Raw genomic sequence first — 16610 nt, 5'->3', positions numbered from 1 at the left:
CGGAGGGTGTGGCGGGTTCGCGGTCATGAAACGCTGTCCCTAACAAACCTGGGACTTCACAGCGCATGAGGGGGCCATGGCCAACCGCTCTGCACAACGATGGGTTCGGGCCTATATGGCGGCGTCGTTCGTCGTCGGAGTCTCCGTGATCGTGATTTCTCTGCTTGATCACGACCCGTGGTGGTCCTGGTTGTCCCACCTGCTGTTCGGGGTGGGCCTGGTTGCCCTTGCCACTGTCCTGTTCGCGGCTACCGGCCACGGCCGCCAGCGGAAACTGAAAGAGCGGAGCCGTCCGCAGCAGTGAGGATCGTGCTCGGCTCGCTCGGCAGGAGACCGGTCTCATCGCCTTTGACATCACGGCGCCTTCAGGCTCCCGTCAAACCACGCCCCGGTGCCGCGCGGGCCGTCCCGCGTCGCTTGTTGTGGAGAGAAGCCCCAGCCGGGTGCGCCGGCAAGGCGTCCACCGTCCGGCTGTCCCCGGGGATTGTCAGTAGCAGGTGGCAGGATCCCGTGCCATGACGGCGCCGATCAATGAGTCATGGACGCGAATCGAGAACTGGCTGGCCAGGCACGCGCGGGCGACCTACGCCGCGCTGGCGCCGCCCGCGGATCCGGCGGACATCGCCGCGACCGAACGTGTCATCGGGCGGCCGCTCTTGAAGCCCCTGGTGTTGTCGTTGCTGCGGCACGACGGTCTTCCCGATCTACGGAGCTCGCTGTTGCCGGGCTCCTACCGGCCGATGGGCGCACGTGAGATCGCGAATGAGTGGAAACGCTTCAACGGCTTCTTCGACAAGCGCACGGCGGATGAGGAAGGAGATGAAGCGGACTACCGCTTCATGAAGATCGGGAGCAGTCACGTCCTCTACGGGCACCCGCAGTTGATACCCATCGCGCGGGACCTCTGCGGGGAGAGCCTCGTGCTGGACCATCGCCCCGAGATCGACCGGGGCCGGATCCACCGAGCCGAGGCCGAGGAGGGCATTTGGCGAGATTCACATGACATGTGGGGATCCCTGCCGGTGCTCATGGAGGCGATCGCCACGTCTCTCGAGACCAACCAGCCCCTCAACAACTACACACCCGTAGTGGACGAGAACCAGAGGCTGGCCTGGGACTTCGTGCCGCTGCGCAGTAACCGGACCTTGCATCGGCCATGACGCAGCAGGGGGACAGCGCGCGCTCCGCGGGGCCGACCGCGAGCCGGGGGTTGCGCCGCTAACCCCCGCCTGCTCGAAACTCCTGTCCGTCACCGAACGACAGGAGAAGAACTGTGTCCGCGAAGAAGACCTCCCGCCACCGGGAGAGGCAGAACAAGAGCCGTGCGTACGTCGATCTGAGCATCGGCCAGGTACGTCTGACCGCACCGAAGCGAACGGCTCGCCGCGTCGCACGGACCGTCAAAATGACCGTTACGCACCTGGGGTCATTCTGCTTCTACCCATTGCTGATCCACTTCTTCCCGTGGCGCTGAGCCCACCCCTGCCTCCTAAGACAAGCTATGTCTCCGGAGGCTGGCCCGGCCCGGCCCGGGCCTCCGGTTGACAGTGACCAGTGACTGTCGTGCGTAGTGGGAGACGTCCGTACCGCGTGAGGTTGGGCCAGTGGCCTCGCTCCTTTCACTCGCGAGCCAGGCCGAGCAGTACGTTCTCCACACACGGGCTGGGCTTGTCGGGCCCTCGTTTCCTTCGCTTCACTCTGCTGAGTGAAGTTGACGCCTGTCAGGGCCACTTCGGCCGCGCCGTCCTTCGATCTGGCCGTGGTCCACCCCAACGATGAGCGCATGTCACTAGTCAGTCTGCGTGTGCTGGCAGGTCGCGTGGTTCCCGCGCTGGTGCTCGCCCAAGCCGTCATCCTCCCCCTTCAGCCCGCCTCTGCCACCGAGCACGTGGCGCATTCGTGCCGATCGTTGGCCGGCTGCGGTTCGGTCATCGTCGCCCCTGTTTCCCAGGCGGCCCCGAACCACGGACCCTGCAGCAGCCCGGAACCGGTCGTGTGCCTGATCCGGAGCGAGACCCCGCAGGAACGCGAGGTCTCCCGTGATCAACGGATGCGCTACCACCACCTCCTTGAGGACATGGAGCGGAAAGAGTGCGCCATGCGTGCCGACGGGCGCTCGGAGGAGGACATTGCCCGCACCTTGAGCCGGATGCGCAACGACGCCAAGGATGTCGTGCGCGCCGGCATGACTCCCGAACAGGTCGCGGAACTGGAGGCACGCAACCAGAAAAAGTACGGCAACCCGCTCGGCCCGACACCGGACCAGCTCTACGCGAAGTACGGCTCCTGGGAGAAGGTGGCCGAAGCCGCCACACGTTCGAGCGCGGCTGTGGACCACGAGCTCGGCCTGGAATTCCGCCACTGTCCATGCGAAGTACTCCTGGCAGCGTGACTCGGACGACACCGGCAGCCTGCCCCATCGGCCAACGCCAAAGCACAGCAGAGGAATGGTCGTACAGGGCAGGTTTCCTGTGGAGCCGACAGCTCGGTCCTGTCCGTACCGGAGTTCATTACCGCCCCGCTCAACCGTCGGGACACTGAGGCCCTGACCGCATTCCATTGTGCCTGCGACGCGGCCGCCCGCCCTCTGTGTCTCACAGGAATTGGTGGACAACAAGGACCGCATCACGGAGTAAATCGCTGCTGCAAGGTGATCGTCCAGATCAACAGCGATGCTACGGCGACCTTCGTCTCCTGCGAAGATCAGGGCAATGTGACGCCCACTCAGGGCCACTCCGATACCAGCAGGACAGGGACCTTGAGGGGGGACAGAACGTGAGGCGCGTCAACCCGGACGACCTGGAGCAGCTCGCAAAGCTTCTGGACGGGCGGGGCAGTGTTCAAGACAAGATCGACGAGGCATTCGCCAGAGCCTCCCGGCTGGGAGTCTCCGGCAAGCTGACGGCACTGAAGCCTTTGCGGAGCTGGGTGGCCGATACCGCGCCGGATCTTCGCAGACGTGCAGGGATCGCTCGGTTGGAGAGTGGTGACCCTGAGGCGGGTGTGCGCTGGGCCGGTTTCAGCGCCGAGGACATCCGTCAGTACAAGGGCCAGGGGCTGTCACCGGACCAGCTGCTGCTGGCCAATTCCGTGGCCGCGAGCGATGTCCCGGCCACCAAGTCGTTGCGACGACGCGGCGATGAGTCGATCGACGCGTGGATCGAACGCCTTGAATCGACTGCCCTCACGAAAATTCCCGGCCTTGAGCCGCACAAGGAGACCGTCGAGGCATTCGTTGGGGCTGTCAGAGAGTACAAGGGGTTCACAGAAACAGCCGCGCAGACAACCCTTATTGCGACGTCACTGACGAAGGTATTGGTAGGAAATCGCATTCGCGCAGCGTGGCGTGCGGGCGGCTGGACTCAACCCATCCAGGACAGTGTGTACAACCTGGTACGGAGGAGCGGCGACAGGGGCCTGGTGCGTTGGGGCAGGCATGTCAGGGCTTGGTATCCGGAGCTCAGGTCGCTGAACTCCCCAGGTTCCTGGCTTCCCACAAAGATTGCCAATGTCGTCTACCGAAGCCGAGGTTTCCAGCATTTGGGGAGCCTTCCTGGCATGTCCACGGTGCAGACCTGGGCCAGCAGTAGAGGGTGGAACAGGCTGGCGGGTTCCAGATTCATGGATATGGGGCCGAACTCGATCGTTCGATTCATCGGTGGAAGCAACGAACTGGCAAGGGAGTTCGGGGGGATCACGCATGCGGGCGTCGCTGCCAGAGCCGCCAGCGCCAATCTCTTGAAGGTCACCGGTAACGCCTACACCGAGGCGCGGGCCGTCCAGGGACTTGGCCGGGGAGCATCGGTATTCAGAGGCCTGGCAGCCACGGGCAAGGTGGCGGGTGCCTTCCGCGGTGCCGGTGTGGTGAGTGGTGTCGCCTCAACCGCTATCAGCGCCAACACGGTCTATCACGACGGGTTGCCGTGGGACAACGGGAATTTCTCCACTCGAGAGAAGGGGGCTTCCTACGTCGCGGATGTCGCTGAGACCGGATTCAACGCCTCGTTGACCGCTGCCACCGTCGCACCCAATCCCGTCACCATAGGTGCCACTGCCGTGTTCGGCGCCGTCTACCTGGGAGCCAAGGTCGTCCAGCACTGGGATGGTGTCAAGGAAGGTGCGGATAAAGCGGTGGACGCTGTCGCCGACACAGCCAAGGAAGCTGTAACAAACCCAGTCGGCACGGCCAAAAAAGTCGGCCATGCAATCAATCCAAAGAACTGGTTTTGACCCTGTGGCAAAAGGAATGGAGCGCCGTGGCCCGACCTGCCCGCGGTGCCCCTCTTCAGCCAACGCTTCAGGCGTCGGCTGGGACGCCCCCTTCACCGATCAGATCCTCCTGGTCCGGGAGCAGATGCGTGATCTTCTCCCAGATCTTGCCGTTCCGCGTGCGCACCAGGCACAGTTCGCTCTCGGGCCCAACTTGCCCGTCCAGAATGGGCTCTTCGGGCTTTTCCCTGACCCAGTAGCCGCGCGGTCCGCAGTCCCACACCGCCAGAGCACGGACCATGGCGGCCCGTTCGCCGTCGTGCTTGCCGTCCCAGGCAGTGGTGATACGCCACATCGCGTTCAGGTCCATCACGAGTTCGGTGAACTCGCTCAGCTCCGGTTCCCTGGGCGTGCCGGCCTCGATCAGTGCCACGCGAATGAGGTCCCTGGTCGCGGCCTCGTCGCCCTCTCCCTGCTCCAGAGCCGATAGTGCGGCGTCCAGAGCACCCATCGTCGTCTCGATCCGGCAGACCTCGGAGTTCGCTTCGTTGTCGGCCTGTAGGTTGACCATGCGGGCCAACTCCCAGACCAGGCCGTGTGGGGCGATGGGCGTGTACTCGGATTCCTCCTCGCCGGGCCAGCCCTCATACGAGATCACAGCCTCCTGGCCGACGATGACCCCGTGGTTGAGCGTTCCGTGCTCGCCCATCACTTCGACAGTGACCAGGACCAGCGGCGCAGCCAGGGCGCCGAGCAGATCCTTGAGGATCGGCGCCAGCTCGCCCTCTTCGCCGACCAGGCCGATCTGCATGAGTTCACCCAGTGCAGGCCAGAGTTCGTCGGCCGGATTCTCGCCGTTCAGGAGACGAGCGAGTACCGCTATGTGCCGATCCGCCAGTCGGAATCGCGCCCGGGAGCTGTCATAGGAAGGCATGGAAGGCGTGTTACCTCAGTCTCTCGTGGCGAAGCCGCCAGAACTCCCCCCGACGGCATGCGCTGTCTCTTCGGGGCGCCGCATTGCATGATCCCACGGCCACCGTGCGGCTCGCAGTACCGCCATCGCATGGGGTTCACAGGGTTGTTGAGCGAGATCGCCCGTTCTGACCCCGGACGCTCGTCAGTGACACGGTCACCGCTCGCCCGGATAGGCTCCGGTCGTTAACGTCGCGGAGCTGATGGAGGGAGTCGTCGGTGGTGTTCGGTAAGCGTAAGGCGCAGGAGCAGAGGGTTCCTGTCCCCGCCGTCGACTGGAAGGATGTTCGCCGTTTCACCATTGGAAGGACCGAGCGATCGGTTGTCCATGGAAAGAAGCCTCAGCTCGGGCGGCTCGCGGTGCGGGTGCCCCGACAGGCGAAGGACCTTCGGACCTATGCGCCCTGCGCCTATTTCCGGACCGACTCGCCCGGCAATGCGGTGGATGAGCCGATGCTCTACGAGGACGAAGCGGCCCAACGGGTTCTCTGTGTAGTTGGCGATCCCATGGATGTCGGCAAGGAGGTGCACCGTAGCGTTCGGGACGCTGAGGGACGGGTGATTGGTACGATCCGTCGCATTCCCTCTTCGAATAGGGTGGTTCACCATACCTGGCGTATTGACCAGCCGGGTCATCCCGAGATCGCAGGCCGCAGTCAATGGTCTCTCGCGAACAACAGCCCGAAGGGCTTGGCGCTGCGCGGCCTTGAGTCGACCCTGAATGTGGTTCTGGAGCTGGCGGCGGACGGAGATAACCGAACCACAGAGGGTCGCACTCTCGAATGGAGGACTGAGGGTGAGTTGGTGATGGTATCCAAAGGAATTCCACAGTTCGACAGCAGTATTGATATGTCGATCAAGGTGGGATGGCTGGATCGGCGTCTGGCTTTTGCCGTCGCCATGGTTCCGGACTTCCCTAAGCTATAGTCGGCTTGAGTGAGGGGGAATCGATTGCAACGTAAATGTAGATGGAATGGGGAGTCCAGCGGACTCTTGCGCCGTACCCGGCTGCCACACGCGTTTCTCACCGGCAGGTACGACGGCCTCTCGACGCTCGACCTCGTCCGCGACGGCGGCTACCTGCTGCTCGCCGGGCTCGAAGGGCAGCGTTGGGCAAGGGCCGGGCGAGCGCTGGACCCAGGGGGCGCTTTCCTCCGCGTGGCCCTGCTGTCCCGGCAGGCAGGTTCCGCAACAGTACGGCCGGCTGATGCCTGCGGCATCGGCGACCACAGTGCGATGCTGGTCCGCCCCGACCACGTGGTCACCTGGCACACCACCCAGGCCACCGCGAACACCACCGCGGCGGTGGCCGAGGTCACGCGACGGGCCCTCCAGCCTGCCCGACTCTGTCGCGGCACGACGGGGCGGCCGGACCGGCGATCGCCCGGCGGGGCACGCAACGGGGACGAGAGTCTTGGATTGGTCTGAACAACACAAAGGCCGGGTTGGGGATCATGTCCCGGACCTGGGCCTTGAGTTGGTGGAGCGAGTGACGGGAATCGAACCCGCGCTCCGAGCTTGGGAAACCAACGGGTCGCGTGGAGCTGAGATGGTATTCGACCTGCGGAGACATGGACTTGAGTGGATCCTGCTGCGGGCCTGATCGCATCGCTGTTGGCCGGGGTTTTCCGGTAGGCAGGGCGCGGTTGGGGCACGCGACCGCCAACACCACGTGTTGGGGCGCGATGCCCGTGCTGATATTCCGCTCCCCGGTTCTCATGGTGGCCAGAGCGGCTGCCTGACCGTCGGGCACGCCCTATTCCCGCACCACGCGAATCGCGAGCGCAGTGCCATCCGGCCGGATGGAGCTCGCGCCCCAGAGGCCGACGCCGTCCGGCTTCGACCAGTCCTTCCGGCGTTCGTACGCCTGTCGGCGGTACTCCTCGACTTTGCCGTCCACGAGAAGCTTGTACAGATCCGCGGCCATGCCGGAAAAGGCTTCGACGCGGGTGCCGTTGATGCGGAATACCTGGTCGGTTCCGACGTACCGCTCGTCGGCGAACGAGGTTTCGGCGTCATGGACGCTGGCCGTACCGGCGAACGCCGTCTCGCTGAAGTGCTTACTACCCTGCTCGTCAATCAGGTATCGCCCAACCGTCCCCCCGCCGCCGGCCAGGGAGAGCTGGCCGGCGGCGTGGGCCCGTGCGATCACGCGACCGAACCAGGTGAGTTCCTTTTCAGGGATCAAGAAGGCGTTGTGCCGACTCGCTCCACGCTTCGTGGGCACGGCGACGGAGTTCACGTAAGGCAGGGCCCGGCGCCCGATGGCCACATCGGCGGAGCCAGCGCCGGACATCGGCCGCATCGGGAGCACGACGCCTCCCCCGGCGTGCAGCATGTGGACCGTCACGCCGGCGGCGGCGAGGAATTCAGTCGAGGTCAGGAGGGCGGGAGTCTCGTCCCACTGCCCCAGGTGAAGGCGTTCCACCCGCTCACTGCTCCGGGCCAGTTGCCTATACGTCGTCCGGGAGCTCGCGGAGGTCTTCGCCGTCACGGCTTGGTGGTTGCCGTTCACGGTCACCACGAAGATCCGAGACCCCTCACCGGGACGCCACGCCTCCAGCAGGAAGTCCGGCCGCGGCCTCGCACCCAGAGTCCCTGCCGGCTTGGTCCGGGCGAAGCCGGGAAGCAGGGCGATCTCCGCGTCGACGATGCTGACCAAGTGGTCCGGATAGCGGTCGCGGAGCACCTGCTCTGCGACCGCGAGCCCGAACGCCCGACCCAACTCTCGGGCTTGCATGGCCCGATAGGAGAGCTCGGGGGCCTTCCCTTCAGTGGTGAGACGCAAGTTTCCGTGGTGGTCCCCGGCGAAGGCGCGGCAGTACTTCAGACCCTGCCAGTGCTCGGCCAGCCCTCTCCCTCGCCCCTGCCGTGCCAGGGCTGTAGCGCGCGCGAACGTCGCAAGCAGGTCCCATGGAGTTATTCGCAGCGGTTGACCTTCGGCTCGGGGGACTTGATCGAGGCCAGGTTTGCGAGGGCCTTGGGTGTCCTTCCTGGCCCCCTTCTTCGCCCGCTCGCGGTCGATGGCGGCTGCCGCCTTTCCCATGCCAACAGCGAGTTCGGGCGAGGAGTTCACCTGCACGGCCAAGGGCTCACTGAGACGGTTGATCACGTCGGAGGCTGTGGAGTCCATGACATTGGACGGTAGAAATGCCGGACAACGACGGCAAGAGGGTGTTTCAGGCCAAAAGGGCATAGGGGGCCACGTCTCTCCCAAGGCTGACGGAGAGGGTGACGGCGGCCGTCTGGCAGCCCTGGACAGGGCATTGCGCTGCGCGCATTACCCTGCCGGGCATGATTCGCGCTGTGGTGTTCGACGTCGGTGAGTGTCTCGTGGACGAGACCCGTGAGTACGGGACCTGGGCGGACTGGCTGGGGGTGCCGCGGCATACTTTCGCGGCGATGTTCGGGGCGGTCATCGCGCAGGGGCGGGATTACCGTGAGACGTTCCAGGTGTTCCGGCCGGGGTTCGACCTGGCCGATGAGCGGGAGAAGCGCACGGCGGCCGGCAAGCCGGAGTGGTTCGGCGAGGACGACCTCTATTCGGATGTGCGGCCGACGCTGGCTGGGCTGCGCGAGGCCGGTTTCTGGGTCGGTATCGCCGGCAATCAGACCGTGCGGGCCGGTGGTCTGTTGCGTGGGCTGGACCTGCCGTCCGATCTCATCGCCACCAGTGACGACTGGGGTGCGTCGAAGCCGGACGTGAAGTTCTTCGAGCATGTCATTGAGGTGACGCCTGCCGAGCCGGGCGAGATTCTGTACGTCGGTGACCGGCTCGACAACGACATCCGCCCGGCTGTGCAGGCCAGGCTGCTGACGGCGCTGATTCGGCGTGGGCCGTGGGGCACCATTCAGCAGGGCGATCCGGACGCAGCCGCGATCACCACGATGCGGATCGACTCGCTGGCGGAACTGCCGGAGAGGATCGCCCGATTCAACGCTGGAGAGCGCTGACCATCGTTCCCCAGTGGTAGAGCCGGTCGTCGAACTCCCGGACGCACTGCTCGTTCTGCCACGGAGCGAGCGTGCGCCGCACTTCGCGTACGCGGTCCATGCCTGTGGCGTACCAAGTGGCGGCGAGCTGGTCGAGGGGCGGACGCGCATTCTGGCGGCGCTGTCGAGCCAATGGGAGGTGCGCGCGATCGCGGCGGACGACGCGTGGGCGGTGATCGTTGGAGGCCGGTGTCCGGAACGAGGCACCGCGCGGGTGCCCGGGCTGCGGGCCGGTCAGCGCAACAGGCCAGTTGCGGTGCTCAATTCGAGCGCCGCAGGGCGGGCAGGCCGGCGCACAGGGCGGTCGGGAAGGCGGGCTCGATGCGGTGCACGTCGGCGCAGCCCGCCTTCTCGCCCCGGAAGAACCACCGGTCGCCGAAGCTGGCCCCGCAGCCCGGCGCCTGGCCCTCGGCGCAGGCCGGTCCCATGCGTGAGGACACGTCGAACACCAGCCACTTCCCGTCGCAGTGTTCCTCGCCGCGGGAGGTGTGGTTCGGCACGTCGAGCGCCGCCACCGCCTGGTCGTAGGAGGCGGGAGTGCGGCCGGTGGGTGTCGGGTGGGCAGCCGAGGTCGCCGCACTGGCGCAGGTCGGGCAGGTGGGCGTCGTCCGCCGTGAAGGTCGTGTCGTTGTCCACGGCCAGTTCGCGGTGGCCGAGCGCGGACGGCAGCCGTACGTCCGCCGTGCCGGTCGAAAAACGGTCGACCGGGGCGACTATAGAACGCCGTGTACACGTCAGGCCGGACCCAACCACACGCTGGCGAGCGGTGGCAGGGGCAGGCGTCGGCTCGCCGGGCGGCCGTGGGTCGGCACTCCGTCCGGCTTCACCGGCTCCGTGTTCGTGACGTCGGCAGCACGACCTGATCGCCGCGTCGTGTGTGTGGAACGCCTCTGCTCGTCTGGCGCGCGCCCGGTGACCCACGTCCGCTCCCGCTCGCCGTCGTCATCGCAGTTGCGCAACAAAGAAGCCCCAGGCCGCTGACCTGGGGCTAAGCAATGGAGCGAGTGACGGGAATCGAACCCGCGCTCTGAGCTTGGGAAGCTCATGTTCTACCATTAAACTACACTCGCGCAGCGATCTTCCCGGAGGGAATCGCATCGCGTTTACTCTACCTCATGCCTGGCCGCCCCCGGTGTCCACGTCCCGGCGGTGTCCGGCTCCCCTCTCCGGCGGTGTCCGGCTCCTCCCCGGGGCGCCCGCTCCCCTTGGGGCCCCGCCCCGGCACCCCCGCCTCACTCCACCCCCCGTCACCCCGCGTCGCCATCCGGGCCACTGTCCGTACAACCGTCCGGTTCAAGGGTTCCTCTGTTGGTTTCCGGTGGGGATCCCGCTGCCGGGTGCGGAAGTTGGGGCGTACCGTGGCCGATCGGAGTGCCGGTTGGAGCGGTGTCCTGTACATCCCCTAATGTGGTGTTTTCTCTCGTCCACGCTTGATGGGGAAGGGACTTGATGGATCCGATGGAACGCACCGTCGTCCGCTGTGCCGAAGGGCACGTGTTCAGTACTGCCTCGTTCCCGTTGCAGCAGCTCGGGACCGACCGGATCGGGCCCGGGCGGCTCATTCGGTGTCCTCGTTGTGCGCGGCTGCGGCATGCTGTGCCGGTCGGGCTGGATCAGCAGTAAGTCAGTACCGCCGGCGCGGTTCCGGACCGTTGCCGGCGGAGCGGGACCAGATCGTTCCGCGCGGGCTCGTCGTCCGTGGTGCGGGGTGTGCGGGTCGGCCGATTGGGGCAGGGCCGCACGGTCCCCGTATCCTCGGGGCGTGCTTCTCTCAGACAAGGACATCCGGGCCGAGATCGACGCCGGGCGCGTACGCATCGATCCGTACGACGAATACATGGTGCAGCCCTCCAGCATCGATGTGCGGCTCGACCGCTACTTCCGGGTGTTCGAGAACCACCGGTATCCGCACATCGACCCCGCGGTCGAGCAGGCGGATCTGACGCGCAAGGTCGAGCCGGACGGGGACGAGGCGTTCATCCTGCACCCCGGGGAGTTCGTGCTCGCCTCCACCTATGAGGTCGTCACGCTGCCCGACGATCTCGCCTCCCGGCTGGAGGGCAAGTCCAGCCTCGGGCGGCTCGGGCTCGTCACGCATTCGACCGCCGGGTTCATCGACCCGGGGTTCTCGGGGCACGTCACGCTCGAACTCTCGAACGTCGCGACCCTCCCCATGAAGCTCTGGCCCGGGATGAAGATCGGGCAGCTCTGCATGTTCCGGCTCACCTCGCCGGCCGAGCACCCGTACGGCAGTGAGCGGTACGGGTCGCGCTACCAAGGGCAGCGCGGGCCGACCGCCTCGCGGTCCTTCCTCAATTTCCATCGGACCCAGGTGTGATATCCAGCCATGAGTGACGTACGCGAGAACCTGACTTACGACGGTTTCGGGAACGCGGTGCGCGAGCTCGCGCAGACCATCGCCGACGACGGCTATGAGCCGGACATCGTGCTCAGCATCGCGCGCGGCGGCGTATTCGTGGCCGGTGGGCTAGCGTACGCGCTGGACTGCAAGAACATTCATCTCGTGAACGTGGAGTTCTACACCGGTGTAGGCACCACGTTGGAGATGCCGGTCATGCTGGCGCCGGTGCCCAACGCGATCGACTTCTCGGCCAAAAAGGTACTCATCACCGATGACGTCGCCGACACGGGGAAGACCCTCAAACTGGTCCATGACTTCTGCGTCGGTGCCGTCGCCGAGGTACGCAGCGCAGTGATCTATGAGAAGTCGCATTCGCTGGTGAAATGCGAGTACGTGTGGAAGCGCACCGACGAGTGGATCAACTTCCCGTGGAGTGTGGAGCCGCCCGTCGTGCGGCGCGAGGGCCAGGTGCTGGACGCCTGACGGAGCAATCGCACACAATCCCACACGCGCCGGAATGCGGGGGAATGGTGAAGGAATCGCGTGCTGACCAGCGCGTGAGTCTCCCGGCGGGCTCCCGGCGGACTCGGTGCGGAGCGGATCTGTCTCTGTTATGTCTCTGTTCTGTACCTGTTCTTTGTGACGCTGCGGATATGCCTTTTCACTCCTAGACCGGTCGGCCCCCGCGTTCCGCAGGGGTTTGTCCGGCTTTCTGGCCTTGTTCCGGCCGGGTCGGCGCACGGTGTGCGGTGGCAATACGCCCGATCGGTCCGAGAGTTCATCGATCTGTCATCTCCGAACGCCCGGGGTATGTAACTGGTCGGATACGGGCGTGTGAGAGGCTTTCCGGTCGGTGGTCGCCTTAATGCCGGGCTGTCCGTCTCGTGCCGATCTCGTGCAGACCAACGAATACGGACACACCATCAGCCACAGGAGTGTGGACTCCGTTGATTCCGCCGGAGCACGGTGTGACGGATCATGGTGTTCTGCGAGAACGTGAGGGGTTGGCCATGCGGACGTCATTAGATTCGACGGGACCTGATGCCAGGATCCCGGTCGCCATTCACGCGTCCGACCCGCTTTCGCTGGCGGGGGCTACCACTCAGCTGCGCCAGCAGCCGGCCATCGAGCTGGTCGACGAGGCGAGCGGACGGCCGGGAACGGTGGCGGTCCTGCTGGCGGACGCGCTGGACGAGCCCACCCTGTCGCAGCTGCGGCGGCTGGTGCGGATCGACGGCACCAGGGCCGTCCTCGTGGCGGGCCTGATCCGTGAGGCGGAACTGCTCCAGGTCATAGAAAGTGGCGTCGCGGCCATTGTCTGGCGGCATGAGGCCACCGGGCACCGGCTCCTTCAGGCCGTCATCGCTGCCTCAAGGGGCGAAGGCGACCTGCCCTCCGACCTGCTCGGGCGGCTGATATCCCAGGTCGGTGCCCTCCAGCGCAAAGCCACCAGCTCACCGGGGGCCCCCGCTTCGGGGCTCTCCACGCGTGAGCTGGAGGTGCTGCAACTGGTGGCCGAGGGCATGGACACGGCCGAAGTCGCCCGTAAGCTCTCGTACTCCGAGCGCACCGTCAAGAACGTGATGCACGGCCTCACGACCCGGCTGCACCTTCGTAATCGGGCCCATGCCGTCGCTTATGCCTTCAGAGAGGGCTATATCTGACTGTTCCGGGCAGCGCCCTGCTTCCGGTGTCCGGACGGCCGGGTGCCCCGCCGGTCATTCCGCCGGTCCGCAAGGGCAAGCCGTACCGCCCTTGCGGACCGGCGGAGTTGTCCCCGGCCCGTCCCTCCCACGCCTGGGGCACGGGTGCGGTCACGGTGCAGGATGGCGGTGCGGACCCGCGACCCGGAGCGGTGCCCGCCCGTGACACCGGTACCAGCGAAGGGCGCGACAGTGATCCACGAGGTGGACGAGGTCCTGAAGGGGCTGCTGTCCGGCGGAGCCCTGGAGGGGACCGGGGTCGACATCGCCTTCGAGGCCCCGACCCGCGACTGGGCGGCCCGGCGCAACGCGCCGACGATCGACGCCTATCTGTACGACATCCGCGAGGACGTGAAGCGGCGCGAACGCGGCGCCATCGCGGTCAAGGACGACCGCGGAGTGGTGCTGAAGCGGCGGCAGCCGCCGCGCTGGTTCCGGCTCTCGTATCTCATCACCGCCTGGACCAAGCAGCCCCAGGACGAGCACCGGATGCTCTCCGCCGTACTGGCCACGCTGCTGCCCCGTGAGGTGCTGCCCCCGGAGCAGCTGACCGGGGCGCTGGCCGAGCTGGGGCTCACCGTGCCGCTGACGATCGCCGGGCTGCAGACCGACGCACGGTCCTACGCCGAGATCTGGTCCGCGCTGGGCGGCGAGCTCAAGCCGTCGCTCGACCTGGTCGTGACCGCGCCCTTCCCGGCGTTCCCCGAGTACGAGGTCGGGCCGCCGGTCACCGAGGGCGCCGGGGTGCGGGTACGCGGTACGGACGGCACCCTCGACGACTCGCAGCAACGGGATCACCAGCCGCGCCACTTCGCCAGGACCGGCGGGCGCCGCTGGCCGGGCGCTTCCTCGGCGTCCGCTTCCGGCGGTGCGGCGAACGCAGGGAGCGCCGGGACGAGCGCGGGGACGAGCACGGGCACGGGGACCAGTAACGGGACGAGTACAGGCACGAGTACAGGAGCGCAGCCCGAGTGACCGCAGGTGCCGACGCCGGCCGTGCAGCCGGACGTGAGACCGAACCGGCCGCCGCGCTGATCGCGCGGCTGGGGCTGCTCCGCGAGCGGGTCGCGGAGCTGGTGGAGTCGCGCAGCGCCACCGACCCGACCGCCGCCGACCCGCTGCGCGGGCTGTACCTCTCCGACGAGGCCGTTCAGCATCTCCTCGCGGCCCCGCCCGGCGGTGTTCCCGGACAGGTGCTCCCGGATGGTTCCGGTGTTTCCGATGGTGTGGGTGTTCCCGGCGCCGAGGGTGCTCCCGGTGCTCCTGGTGAGTCCGGCGTTTCTCGCGGAGGCCCCGGCTCCGGTGCGGCCGGCCCGGGCTCCGCGGTGCCGGACGTCGGTGACCGGCTGAGCCGTCTCACCCGGCGGCTCGGGCTCGGCCCGCTGGACGAGGCGATCCTGCTGCTGGCGCTCGCCCCGGACCTCGACCGGACCTTCGAGCCGTTGTACGGCTACCTCAACGACGACGTCAGCCGGCGCCGGGCGACCGTCGGACCCGCCATCGAACTGTGCGGCCTGCCCGTGCACGACGCCGGTGCCCGGGCCCGCTTCCACCCCTCCGCGCCGTTGCTCGCCCTGGGGCTCCTGCAGGTCGATGAGCCCGAACGCCCCTTCCTCAGCCGGTCGTTGCGGGTACCCGACCGGGTCACCGCGCATCTGCTCGGCGACGACACCCCGGACGCCGCGCTCGCCGGACAGGTCACCCTGCTGCCGCCCGCGGAACCGATGCCGCAGGCGAGCCCCCTCGTGGAGCAGCTGGCCGGGCGGCTGAGCGCCGGGGCGCTGACGGTGTACCTCCGCGAGGCACGGGAGGGCGAAGCGCTCTCCTGCGCCACCGCCGCACTGGCCGCCGCCGGTCTTGAGGCCCTGCACTTCGCCCCCGGCCAGGGCGCGTCGGGGGACGCGTCCGCGGTGGATCCGGCCGCCCCGTACCCGGCCCAGGGCGAGCAGCCCACGGCCGGGCTCCTCTCCGATCTGCTGCGTGAGGCGCGGCTGCGCGACTGCCCCATCGTGGTGGCTCCGGTACCGGAGAAGCCGGGGCCGCTGCTCCGCGCGCTGCTGGCACAGGACACCCCGCACGACACATCGCGGGACGCGGTTCACGGCAGCACGGTTCACGGGGACACGGTTCACGGCAGCACCGGCCACGGCACCTCGTACGACGTCTCCGTGCTGCTGGCCGGCGGGCGTCCCTACGATCCCGACTGGTGCGGCCGTGACCCGCTGGTCCTCGACGCCCCCCGGCAGCGCTCCGGCGACCTCGCCGCCTGGTCGGCGGCGCTCGGCCTCGCGGAGGACACGGCGGGTGCGGACGGTACGGGCGGTACGGACAGTACGGTCGGCGCGGACGACCCCGGCGGCGCGCCCTCCCTCGGCTTCGATCTGGCGCCCGTCGTCGCCCCGTACCGGCTGGGCGGCGACCGTATCCGCCGTACCGCGCGCGCCGCGCTGGACCTCGCGGCCTTCGACGGCGTGGAGTTGTCCGCCGCGCATCTACGGCTGGCCGCCCGGCAGCAGTCCGCGTCCGGGCTTGAGCAGCACGCCCGCCGGATCAGGCCCGACGTGACCTGGGACGACCTGGTGCTGCCCGAACGGCCGCTGGCGCAGCTCCATGAGCTGGCCCTGCGCGCCCGCCACCGCGACCGGGTACTCGGCGACTGGCGGCTGAGCGCCGGCGGCGGGCGCGGGCGCGGTGCGCTGGCGCTGTTCGCGGGTGACTCGGGGACCGGCAAGACGCTGTCCGCCGAGGTGGTCGCGGCCGAACTGGGCCTCGATCTCTACGTCGTGCAGCTGTCATCGGTGGTCGACAAGTACATCGGCGAGACCGAGAAGAACCTGGAACGGATCTTCGCCGAGGCCGACCGTACGGACGCCGTGCTGCTCTTCGACGAGGCGGACGCCGTCTTCGGCAAGCGCTCGCAGGTGACCAACTCGAACGACCGCTACGCGAACCTGGAGAGCGCCTATCTGCTCCAGCGCCTGGAGTCCTTCGACGGCATCGTGCTGCTGACCACCAACCTGCGGGCCAACATCGACGAGGCGTTCACCCGGCGCCTGGACCTGATCGTCGACTTCCCGTTCCCCGACGTCGCCCAGCGGCTGGCGCTCTGGCAGCACAGCCTGGTGCATGTGCCGTGCGCGGACGACATCGATCCCGGCCGGTGCGCCAAGGAGTTCGAGCTGGCGGGCGGTTCGATCCGCAGTGCCGTGGTCACCGCCGCCTACGCGGCAGCCGGGCGGGGCTCACCGGTCACGTCGGCCGACCTGCTGGCGGGCGCGCAGCGCGAGTACCGCAAGGCCGGACGGCTGGTCCTGGACGACGGCGGCTGGTGAACGCCGGGCCACGGCGGCCGGTAAACGCACGGCGAGCGG

General features: G+C 67.5%; 15 protein-coding genes, 1 tRNA gene and 2 pseudogenes. 13 read left to right on the top strand and 5 right to left on the bottom strand.

Annotation, left to right across the window (positions count from 1 at the left end):
- Positions 1–76 precede the first annotated feature (76 nt).
- The 5 genes from OG510_RS17525 (at position 77) to OG510_RS17505 (ending at position 4230) form a co-directional block, all read left to right on the top strand.
- Positions 77–304, top strand: coding sequence for a hypothetical protein (locus OG510_RS17525; protein ID WP_406137907.1), 228 nt, complete (start codon positions 77–79; stop codon positions 302–304).
- Between the two features lie 211 nt (positions 305–515).
- Positions 516–1160 (top strand): SMI1/KNR4 family protein, encoded by a 645-nt coding sequence (locus OG510_RS17520; RefSeq protein ID WP_406137906.1) that lies wholly within the window; start codon positions 516–518, stop codon positions 1158–1160.
- 113 nt (positions 1161–1273) lie between these two features.
- Positions 1274–1474, top strand: coding sequence for a hypothetical protein (locus tag OG510_RS17515; RefSeq protein ID WP_406137904.1), 201 nt, complete (start codon positions 1274–1276; stop codon positions 1472–1474).
- A gap of 309 nt (positions 1475–1783) precedes the next feature.
- Positions 1784–2392, top strand: a complete 609-nt coding sequence (locus tag OG510_RS17510; RefSeq protein ID WP_406142430.1) for a hypothetical protein — start codon at positions 1784–1786, stop codon at positions 2390–2392.
- Positions 2393–2775: 383 nt separating this feature from the next.
- Positions 2776–4230: a PE-PGRS family protein gene (locus tag OG510_RS17505; protein WP_406137903.1), complete on the top strand. Its 1455-nt coding sequence runs from the start codon at positions 2776–2778 to the stop codon at positions 4228–4230.
- A gap of 67 nt (positions 4231–4297) precedes the next feature.
- Here OG510_RS17505 and OG510_RS17500 read toward each other — a convergent pair whose 3' ends face one another.
- Positions 4298–5020, bottom strand: a complete 723-nt coding sequence (locus tag OG510_RS17500) for a hypothetical protein (protein ID WP_406137901.1) — start codon at positions 5018–5020, stop codon at positions 4298–4300.
- Positions 5021–5400: 380 nt separating this feature from the next.
- Here OG510_RS17500 and OG510_RS17495 point away from each other — a divergent pair, with 380 nt between their 5' ends.
- Together OG510_RS17495 and OG510_RS17490 are read left to right on the top strand one after the other, a co-directional pair.
- Entirely contained in the window at positions 5401–6108 is a 708-nt protein-coding gene (locus tag OG510_RS17495; protein WP_406137900.1) for a hypothetical protein, read from the top strand.
- A gap of 66 nt (positions 6109–6174) precedes the next feature.
- Entirely contained in the window at positions 6175–6609 is a 435-nt protein-coding gene (locus OG510_RS17490) for a hypothetical protein (RefSeq protein ID WP_406137899.1), read from the top strand.
- 328 nt (positions 6610–6937) lie between these two features.
- Here OG510_RS17490 and OG510_RS17485 read toward each other — a convergent pair whose 3' ends face one another.
- On the bottom strand, positions 6938–8314 hold the full coding sequence (locus OG510_RS17485; RefSeq protein WP_406137898.1) for a hypothetical protein: 1377 nt from the start codon (positions 8312–8314) through the stop codon (positions 6938–6940).
- Positions 8315–8475: 161 nt separating this feature from the next.
- Here OG510_RS17485 and OG510_RS17480 point away from each other — a divergent pair, with 161 nt between their 5' ends.
- Positions 8476–9135 carry an HAD family hydrolase gene (locus OG510_RS17480; protein ID WP_406137897.1) on the top strand — a complete coding sequence of 220 codons (660 nt, stop codon included), beginning with the start codon at positions 8476–8478 and terminating at the stop codon, positions 9133–9135.
- On the opposite strand, the pseudogene OG510_RS17475 reads toward OG510_RS17480, so the two are convergent.
- The 3 genes and pseudogenes from OG510_RS17475 to OG510_RS17465 all read right to left on the bottom strand — a co-directional run.
- Positions 9116–9271: pseudogene (locus tag OG510_RS17475) on the bottom strand (transcriptional regulator); the annotation flags it as partial. The gene OG510_RS17480 and the pseudogene OG510_RS17475 sit on opposite strands and share 20 nt — an antisense overlap.
- A gap of 163 nt (positions 9272–9434) precedes the next feature.
- Positions 9435–9867 (bottom strand): annotated as a pseudogene (locus OG510_RS17470) (hypothetical protein); the annotation flags it as partial.
- Positions 9868–10170: 303 nt separating this feature from the next.
- Positions 10171–10244: transfer RNA gene (locus OG510_RS17465), tRNA-Gly, on the bottom strand.
- Between the two features lie 692 nt (positions 10245–10936).
- Here OG510_RS17465 and dcd point away from each other — a divergent pair.
- From dcd to OG510_RS17440, 5 genes are all read left to right on the top strand, one after another.
- On the top strand, positions 10937–11512 hold the full coding sequence (dcd, locus tag OG510_RS17460; protein WP_164262529.1) for a dCTP deaminase: 576 nt from the start codon (positions 10937–10939) through the stop codon (positions 11510–11512).
- A gap of 9 nt (positions 11513–11521) precedes the next feature.
- Complete coding sequence (locus tag OG510_RS17455; RefSeq protein ID WP_164262532.1) at positions 11522–12019, top strand: phosphoribosyltransferase; 498 nt, start codon at positions 11522–11524, stop codon at positions 12017–12019.
- Between the two features lie 527 nt (positions 12020–12546).
- On the top strand, positions 12547–13200 hold the full coding sequence (locus OG510_RS17450) for a LuxR C-terminal-related transcriptional regulator (RefSeq protein ID WP_406137895.1): 654 nt from the start codon (positions 12547–12549) through the stop codon (positions 13198–13200).
- A 231-nt stretch (positions 13201–13431) separates the two neighbouring features.
- A complete protein-coding gene (locus OG510_RS17445) occupies positions 13432–14214 on the top strand; it encodes a DUF4255 domain-containing protein (RefSeq protein WP_406142429.1) in 783 nt (260 codons plus the stop codon).
- Positions 14211–16571, top strand: coding sequence for an ATP-binding protein (locus OG510_RS17440; protein WP_406137893.1), 2361 nt, complete (start codon positions 14211–14213; stop codon positions 16569–16571). Before OG510_RS17445 ends, OG510_RS17440 begins: the two co-directional genes overlap by 4 nt.
- The last annotated feature ends 39 nt before the right edge of the window (positions 16572–16610 follow it).

It is taken from the genome of Streptomyces sp. NBC_01089, assembly GCF_045162975.1.
Taxonomy (GTDB): domain Bacteria; phylum Actinomycetota; class Actinomycetes; order Streptomycetales; family Streptomycetaceae; genus Streptomyces.
The sequence above is the reverse complement of the archived record's forward strand: the minus strand, read 5'-3'. Positions and strand labels throughout refer to the sequence as shown.

Excerpts from the sequence above, each read along its gene's own strand:
- OG510_RS17485 (WP_406137898.1), bottom strand. The coding sequence starts at position 8,314 with ATGGACTCCACAGCCTCCGACGTGATCAACCGTCTCAGTGAGCCCTTG.
- OG510_RS17520 (WP_406137906.1), top strand. The coding sequence starts at position 516 with ATGACGGCGCCGATCAATGAGTCATGGACGCGAATCGAGAACTGGCTG.
- OG510_RS17480 (WP_406137897.1), top strand. The coding sequence starts at position 8,476 with ATGATTCGCGCTGTGGTGTTCGACGTCGGTGAGTGTCTCGTGGACGAG.
- OG510_RS17455 (WP_164262532.1), top strand. The coding sequence starts at position 11,522 with ATGAGTGACGTACGCGAGAACCTGACTTACGACGGTTTCGGGAACGCG.
- OG510_RS17510 (WP_406142430.1), top strand. The coding sequence starts at position 1,784 with ATGTCACTAGTCAGTCTGCGTGTGCTGGCAGGTCGCGTGGTTCCCGCG.
- OG510_RS17450 (WP_406137895.1), top strand. The coding sequence starts at position 12,547 with ATGCGGACGTCATTAGATTCGACGGGACCTGATGCCAGGATCCCGGTC.
- OG510_RS17500 (WP_406137901.1), bottom strand. The coding sequence starts at position 5,020 with ATGCAGATCGGCCTGGTCGGCGAAGAGGGCGAGCTGGCGCCGATCCTC.
- OG510_RS17525 (WP_406137907.1), top strand. The coding sequence starts at position 77 with ATGGCCAACCGCTCTGCACAACGATGGGTTCGGGCCTATATGGCGGCG.